The following is a 6,907-nucleotide window of genomic DNA, read 5'->3' as shown; positions in this document are numbered from 1 at the left end:
CTCCATCGCAGGACCCGTCGCATCCGCCGCAACCGTCTACGCAACTGGACGCTGAGGAGGTCCAGTGCGAGGCGGCGCACCATCGATCAGTGCCTGAGCGCGGCCGCGCACGCGGCCATCGACGGAGGAGCACTTGCATCTTCGCGCGAGACGGCGACTGCCGCGCTGGACAAAGCCCTGACATCCACTCCGCCGGAGCGTGTCTCAAGCCGAGGCACGGCTTAGAGGTCCGCATGGAACGCCCGATGCACCGTCATGGCCCGACCGACCGCGGCGGTTGTGCGGGCGCTTCGTGAGGCGATATCGGTCGTAACCAGCGCCGGTCGCCCGTCACCCTCGCGGAATCCGACGTCGCGGCGTATCGGCCGCCGCGCTGCGGCAAAGCCCACGCGCCAAGATCCGGCGCAGAAGCACGGTCGTTCAAGATCGGAAAGCCTGCATGCAGGTGGGACCGTTCCATTTGACGGTTGTCCGCAATTGATTTTTTTAGGATCACGGCTCCTGCAAGATTCGCGCGCAATCTCAGGTTTTCGTTCAAGGGACCGCGACTGAGTACCCGGCATGTGAATTTATCTGTTGACCTTCAAGACGAAAGCGATTGAGGCAACTTGCAGACTTTCAGATCTGAGCTTACGGTCGCGACTATCCTTCCGGCATCGAAAAGACGGCACGACGCTCATGACCCACCCTGAGACCGACAAAGCCCGCTTCATCACCCTCGCAGCAGACATCGTGTCCGCTTATGTCAGCAACAATCACGTTCAAAGCATGGAGCTGCCCAAGCTCCTGAGCGATGTTCATGAGGCGATCATGGGCGTCTCGGGCGAGAACGCCGCCGTCGTCGAGACGGGCCCGGCAAAGGCGACGGCGGGGGAAATCCGCCGTTCCGTCTCGCCCGACTACCTGATCAGCTTCGAGGACGGGAAGCAGTACAAGACGCTGCGCAGGCACCTGACCCTGCGCGGCCTGTCCCCCGAGCAGTATCGCGCCAAGTGGGGGCTTGCGCCCGACTATCCGATGACGTCGCAGAGCTACTCCGAGCAGCGCTCCGAACTCGCCCGCGCGCTGGGCCTCGGTCAGCAGCGCCGCAAGAGCGTGGCGAAGGCCGCCGATCGCGAGCCCGACAACGCCGTGGCAGAGCCCGCCGAGGTGGCCGCTCCGGAGAAGAAGACCCGAGGCCCGCGGAAGAAGAAGGACGGCTGAGACCGACCGGGCGTGAGAGCGCCGCATGGATTGTCGCATCGGCGGCTGATCGGATGCGATGTGGCGCGCTGGGAGGGTGTGCCAAGTCGGTAGCAGTCTCGCTGCGCGAGGACGCTACGGGCCACGAGTTTTGGCGTCCGGCCAAGGCCGGGCTGCGGGACAGGGCCGGCGGCGCTCGGCGCTGGCCGGGATCGATGATGGTGGTCTACCGATGCAGCCTGGATCGGCGGGGTCGGCGCGCGACGAGGGTCTGGCCTTCGTGCTAGGCCGGCTAGGCTGATCGGCGGCAAAGCCCTGGGCCATCTCCCAGGCTGAGCAAGGCGCAGCGCCAAGCTCCGGCCCGGATCGTCGCGCGCGGCCCGGGCCCGGATCTGCGGGAAGACCCTGCCCTCCGCGCTGACGGAGATCCGGGAACGGCGGCCGCTAGGCACCCCGATCGCGGTGTGGGGGCAGGCCGAGGCCCGCCTCGGCCGGAAGCACGCGCCCCCCGGCGCCGGGCACGCTGCGGCCCGAGGCCGGCCGCGCCCCAAGGACCCGCGCTCAAGGACCCGCGCACGGCCGACAGCGTCGGGGCGATCTGTCCCGGGCACGGGCGCCGGCCGCGTCGGGACCCGGTGCGATTCCGAGGCGATGAGCGCGCACGTGGTCGAGATCCGCCGCACCGTCGCTCCCGGTGCCCCACCGTCCCGATGCGTGCGGGCGCCGGCTGGCACGGCGCCGACGGCCTCGTTCCAGACGCCGTCACGCTCCTGCCGGTTCCGGCCTGCGCCACGACCGCAAGTCCCGGCTGCGATCCATGCCAGAATCCATGAGCCATGATGGAAAAGAGAGGTTCTTCATGGGCGGCGTGCCACCGCCCGGCGGTCGGAGCTGCGCCCTTCGCGGCAGCCGATGCGCCATCCCACTCGCTGCCACGAGGCTTGCACACCGGGGGGGCGTCGCCGTGCTTGACCGGTGCCTCCCCCCGACCGAGACTGGAACGAGAGGCAGATCGGCCGATGGCGATACGAACCCTCGCGGCCCGAACCCTCGCGGCCGTGCTGGCCTTCCTGAACGCGGCGCCGGCGCTGGCCGGCAAGGCCGAGGATACGCTGGTCTACGCCTCCGACACCGAGCCGGAGAACGTCAGCCCCTACCACAACAGCGCCCGCGAGGGCGTGATCCTCGCCCGCAACGTCTGGGACACGCTGATCTACCGCGACCCGGCGACCGGCCAGTACAGGCCGATGCTGGCGACCGCCTGGACATGGGTCGACGACACGACGCTGGACTTGACGATCCGCGAGGGCGTGACCTTCCACAACGGCGACGCGCTCACCCCCAACGACGTGGCCTTCACCTTCAACTACGTGCTGACGCCCGAGGCGCGCACGGTCACGAAGCAGAACGTCGCGTGGATGAAGGCGACGGAGGTGGTCGACGCCCGCACCGTGCGCATCCACCTCAAGGCTCCGTTTCCGGCAGCCTTCGAGTACCTCTCCGGTCCGATGCCGATCTTCCCGGCGGCCTACTTCAGCAAGGTCGGCCTCGACGGGTTCGCCCGGGCACCCGTCGGCACCGGCCCCTACCGCATCACGGCGGTCCAGACCGGGCGCGGCGTGAAGATGGAGCGCTTCGCGAACTACTGGCCGGGCAGCCCGCTCGGCACGCCGAAGATCGGCCGGCTCGAGTTCCGCGTCATCCCCGACGGCGACAGCCGCATGGCGGAGCTGCTCACCGGCGGCGTCGACTGGATCTGGCGCGTGCCGAGCGACCAGGCCGACCAGCTCCGCACCGCCCCGAACGTCGAGGTCCTGAACTCCGAGACCATGCGCGTCGGCTTCCTGCAGTTCGACACCCTCGGGCGCGCGATGGCGAATTCGCCGCTCAAGGACGCCCGCGTCCGGCAGGCGATCTCCCACGCCATCGACCGCACGGCGATGGTCGACAACCTCGTGCGCGGCGGAGCGCGCGTGATGAATGCGGCCTGCTTCATCGAGCAGTTCGGCTGCACCGACGCGGGCGTGACGCGCTACAGTTACGATCCGGCCAAGGCGCGTGCGCTCCTCAAGGAGGCCGGCTATCCGGACGGGTTCGAGATCGACCTCGGGGCCTACCGCGAGCGCGAGTACGCCGAGGCCGTCATCGGCTACCTACGCGCCGTGGGCATCAGGGTCCGGCTCAACTACCTGCGCTACGCGGCGCTGCGCGACCTGATCCGTTCCGGCAAGGTGTCGATCGCCTTCCAGACCTGGGGCTCGTTCTCGGTCAACGACGTCTCGGCCTTCGACGGCGTCTACTTCAAGGGCGGCGAGGAGGACCTGACCAGGGACCCGGAGACGATCGCGCTGCTCCAGGCCGGCGACGGCTCCACCGATCCGGCGCTCCGCAAGGCGAAGTACGCCGAGGCGCTGGCGCGCATCGCGGGGCAGGCTTACGCGCTGCCGATGTTCTCCTACTCGACGAACTACGCCTTCACCGACGCGCTCGCCTTCACGGCGCAGCCGGACGAGGTGCCGCGCTTCTACGCGGCGCAGTGGAAGTAGCGGAGTCATGTCGCGTCAGGTGGAGGCCGGCTGACGTGAAGAGAAGACGACCACCCCAGACATACGAATCCGCTCCGCGCCGGCGGGAAGGCTCGTAGCCGGATGCTGCGCTTCGCGCTTCGGCGCATCCTCGTGGCGTGTGCCGTCGCCGTCACCGTCTCGGTGGCGAGCTTCCTGCTGCTCCACCTCTCGGGCGACCTCGCCAGCGCGATCGGCGGCCCGGAGGCGACCGCCGCGCAGGTTGAGGAGATCCGCAGGCAGTTCGGCCTCGACCGGCCGCTGATCGTGCAGTTCCTCGCCTGGGCAGGACGAGCCCTGCACCTCGACTTCGGCAACTCCTACTACTTCCGCGAGTGCGTCGTGGACCTCGTGGCCGCCCGCCTGCCGATCACGCTGCTGCTCGGCGTCGTCGCGCTGTCGGTCGCGCTGTTCGTGGCGATCCCGCTCGGCGTGCTCGCAGCGGTCCGTCGCGACACCTGGATCGACCGCGCCGCGCTGTTCGTCTCGGTGCTGGGACAGGCCATGCCGAGCTTCTGGTTCGGGCTGACGCTGATCATGATCTTCTCGGTCAACCTGCGCTGGCTGCCGGTCTCGGGCAACGCGACCTGGAAGCACTTCGTGCTGCCGGCTGTGACGCTCGGCTACTACGCGATGCCCGCGGTGATGCGGCTCACCCGCAACGGCATGCTGGAGGTGCTGGCCTCCGACTACGTCCGCACCGCGCGCGCCAAGGGTCTTCCGCCGCGCAAGATCCTGATCCGGCATGCGCTCCGCAACGCCGTGATCCCGGTGATCGCGCTGGCCGCCGTGCAGTTCGGGTTCATGCTCGGCGGCTCGATCGTGATCGAGGCGGTGTTCTCGCTTCAGGGCCTCGGCCAGCTCGCCTGGGAGTCGATCGCCCGCAACGACTTCCCCGTGGTGCAGGCGATCGTGCTGGTGCTGGCGATGATCTACATCGCCCTGACGCTCGCCGCCGACCTCCTGAACGCCGCCCTCGATCCGCGCCTGCGCCAGTCGTGACCGCGCCGACCCCTGCGCCCGCCGCCTTCCCGGCGCCGACGCTTCCGCCGGAAGCCGAGCCGCCCGCGGTGTCCGCCTCGCCCGCGCCCGCCCGCTCGCCCACCGCGCTCGCCCTGTGGCGGGCCTTGCGCCACGGCGGCTTCATGATCGGCGCCGTGATCCTGGCCGTGATTGGTCTCGCAGCGCTCGCAGCCCCCTTGATCGCGCCGCACGATCCCTACGCCCAGGACGTGTCGCGCCGCCTGATCCCGCCGATCTGGCAGGCCAAGGGCACGTGGGCGCACGCCCTCGGCACCGACAAGCTCGGGCGCGACTATCTCAGCCGCCTCGTCTACGGCAGCCAGATCTCCCTGCTGATCGGGTTGGCTGCCGCCGCCATCTCCGGCCTGATCGGCACCGCGCTCGGGCTTTGCGCCGGCTACTACGGCGGTCGGGTCGACGCGGTGGTGAGCTACGTCGTTACCACCCGGCTCGCCATGCCGGTGGTGCTGGTCGCGCTCGCCATGGCCTCGCTGGTCGGCGGCTCGCTCAAGGTGGTGGTGCTGGTGCTGGGGCTGCTGCTGTGGGACCGCTTCGCGGTGGTGACGCGGGCGGCGACCCAGCAGATCCGCGACCGCGACTTCATCGCCGCCGCCCGCGCGGCGGGCTTCACCGACCTGCGCATCGTATGCCAGGAGATCCTGCCCAACATCCTGAACGCGCTGATCGTGGTGGCGACCCTGGAGATGGCGCACGCGATCCTGCTGGAGGCGGCGCTCTCCTTCCTCGGCCTCGGCGTCCAGCCGCCGCTGCCCTCGTGGGGCCTGATGATCGCCGAGGGCAAGCCGTACATGGTCTTCTCGCCCTGGGTGATCGCCATCCCCGGCGTCGCCCTGCTGATCCTGGTGCTCGCGATCAACCTCGTCGGCGACGGCGTGCGCGACATCACCGCCCCCGAAGGCCGGCGCTGAGCGCGGCCCCGCCCACACGAGCCGAACCATGAGCCGAGACGACGCGATCGCGCGGGCGATCCAGCACTACGACGACGGCGGCTTCCTCGCCGCCCTGCGCGAGAAGATCGCGATGCCGACCGAGAGCCAAGCCCTCGGCCAGGTTCCGGTGCTGCACGCCTACCTCACCGACGGCCTCGTGCCCGACCTCGCGCGCCTCGGCTTCGCGACGCGGATCTTCGACAACCCGGACGGCCTCCAGGGCCCCTTCCTGATCGCCACGCGGCACGAGGGCGACGCCCTGCCGACGGTGCTGGTCTACGGCCACGGCGACACCGTGCGCGGCTATCCCGAGCAGTGGCGCGCGGGCCTCGACCCGTGGCGGATCGTGGTCGAGGGCGACCGCTGGTACGGGCGCGGCACCGCCGACAACAAGGGCCAGCACGTCCTCAACCTCGCGGCACTCGCTCAGGTGATGGCGGCATGGGACGGGAAACTCGGCTTCAACGCCAAGGTGCTGATCGAGATGGGCGAGGAGGCCGGCTCACCCGGTCTCCGCGCCTTCTGCCGGGCGCAGGCCGCAATGCTGGCAGCTGACGTGCTCATCGCCTCGGACGGGCCGCGGCTCAACGCCGAGCGCCCGACCCTCTTCCTCGGCTCCCGCGGCGGCTACACCTTCGAGCTGATCGTGGACTTGCGCGCGGGCGCCCACCATTCCGGCAACTGGGGCGGGCTCCTGCGCAACCCCGGCACGGTGCTGGCCAACGCGATCGCGAGCCTCGTCGATGCCCGCGGCGCGATCCGGGTCGAGGCCTTGCGCCCGCCGCCGATCCCCGAGGGCGTGCGCGCGGCGCTCAGGGACATCCGCGTCGGCGAGGACCCGACGGCGCCGCGGATCGACGCCGACTGGGGCGAGCCCGGCTTGAGCCCGGCCGAGCGGGTCTTCGCCTGGAACACGCTCGAAGTGCTGGCCTTCAAGACCGGCGATCCGGACGGACCGCTCAACGCGGTGCCGCCGTCGGCCAAGGCGACGCTGCAACTGCGCTTCGTCGTCGGCACGGACTGGGAGAACCTGCTCGGCGCCCTGCGCGCGCACCTCGACGCGCACGGCTTCCCGATGGTCGCGGTGCGGGCGGCGCGCTCGGAGGTGTTCCGGGCAACGCGCCTGCCGGTCGAGGACCCGTGGGTCGGCTGGGCGATGGACTCGATCCGCGCCAGCACCGGCAAGAG

5 protein-coding genes are annotated in these 6,907 nt (G+C 70.2%); all 5 read left to right on the top strand.

The features are described from left to right. Nucleotides 1-678 precede the first annotated feature (678 nt). Nucleotides 679-1,203 carry a MucR family transcriptional regulator gene (locus ACFE8Y_RS19975; RefSeq protein WP_375466119.1) on the top strand — a complete coding sequence of 175 codons (525 nt, stop codon included), beginning with the start codon at nt 679-681 and terminating at the stop codon, nt 1,201-1,203. Nucleotides 1,204-2,201: 998 nt separating this feature from the next. Further along, nucleotides 2,202-3,728 (top strand): ABC transporter substrate-binding protein, encoded by a 1,527-nt coding sequence (locus ACFE8Y_RS19970; RefSeq protein WP_375466118.1) that lies wholly within the window; start codon nt 2,202-2,204, stop codon nt 3,726-3,728. A gap of 102 nt (nt 3,729-3,830) precedes the next feature. Next, on the top strand, nt 3,831-4,748 hold the full coding sequence (locus tag ACFE8Y_RS19965) for an ABC transporter permease (RefSeq protein WP_375466117.1): 918 nt from the start codon (nt 3,831-3,833) through the stop codon (nt 4,746-4,748). Between the two features lie 68 nt (nt 4,749-4,816). Next, nucleotides 4,817-5,698 carry an ABC transporter permease gene (locus tag ACFE8Y_RS19960; RefSeq protein WP_375466116.1) on the top strand — a complete coding sequence of 294 codons (882 nt, stop codon included), beginning with the start codon at nt 4,817-4,819 and terminating at the stop codon, nt 5,696-5,698. A gap of 28 nt (nt 5,699-5,726) precedes the next feature. Next, nucleotides 5,727-6,907 (top strand): M20 family metallopeptidase (locus ACFE8Y_RS19955; protein ID WP_375466115.1); only part of this gene is annotated, 1,181 nt, incomplete at its 3' end.

It is taken from the genome of uncultured Methylobacterium sp., from assembly GCF_964242245.1.
In the GTDB taxonomy this organism is placed as follows: domain Bacteria; phylum Pseudomonadota; class Alphaproteobacteria; order Rhizobiales; family Beijerinckiaceae; genus Methylobacterium.
Note: the sequence above shows the minus strand (reverse complement) of the source record. Positions and strands in the feature narration are given on the sequence as shown.

Excerpts from the sequence above, each read along its gene's own strand:
- ACFE8Y_RS19965 (WP_375466117.1), top strand. The coding sequence starts at position 3,831 with ATGCTGCGCTTCGCGCTTCGGCGCATCCTCGTGGCGTGTGCCGTCGCC.
- ACFE8Y_RS19970 (WP_375466118.1), top strand. The coding sequence starts at position 2,202 with ATGGCGATACGAACCCTCGCGGCCCGAACCCTCGCGGCCGTGCTGGCC.
- ACFE8Y_RS19975 (WP_375466119.1), top strand. The coding sequence starts at position 679 with ATGACCCACCCTGAGACCGACAAAGCCCGCTTCATCACCCTCGCAGCA.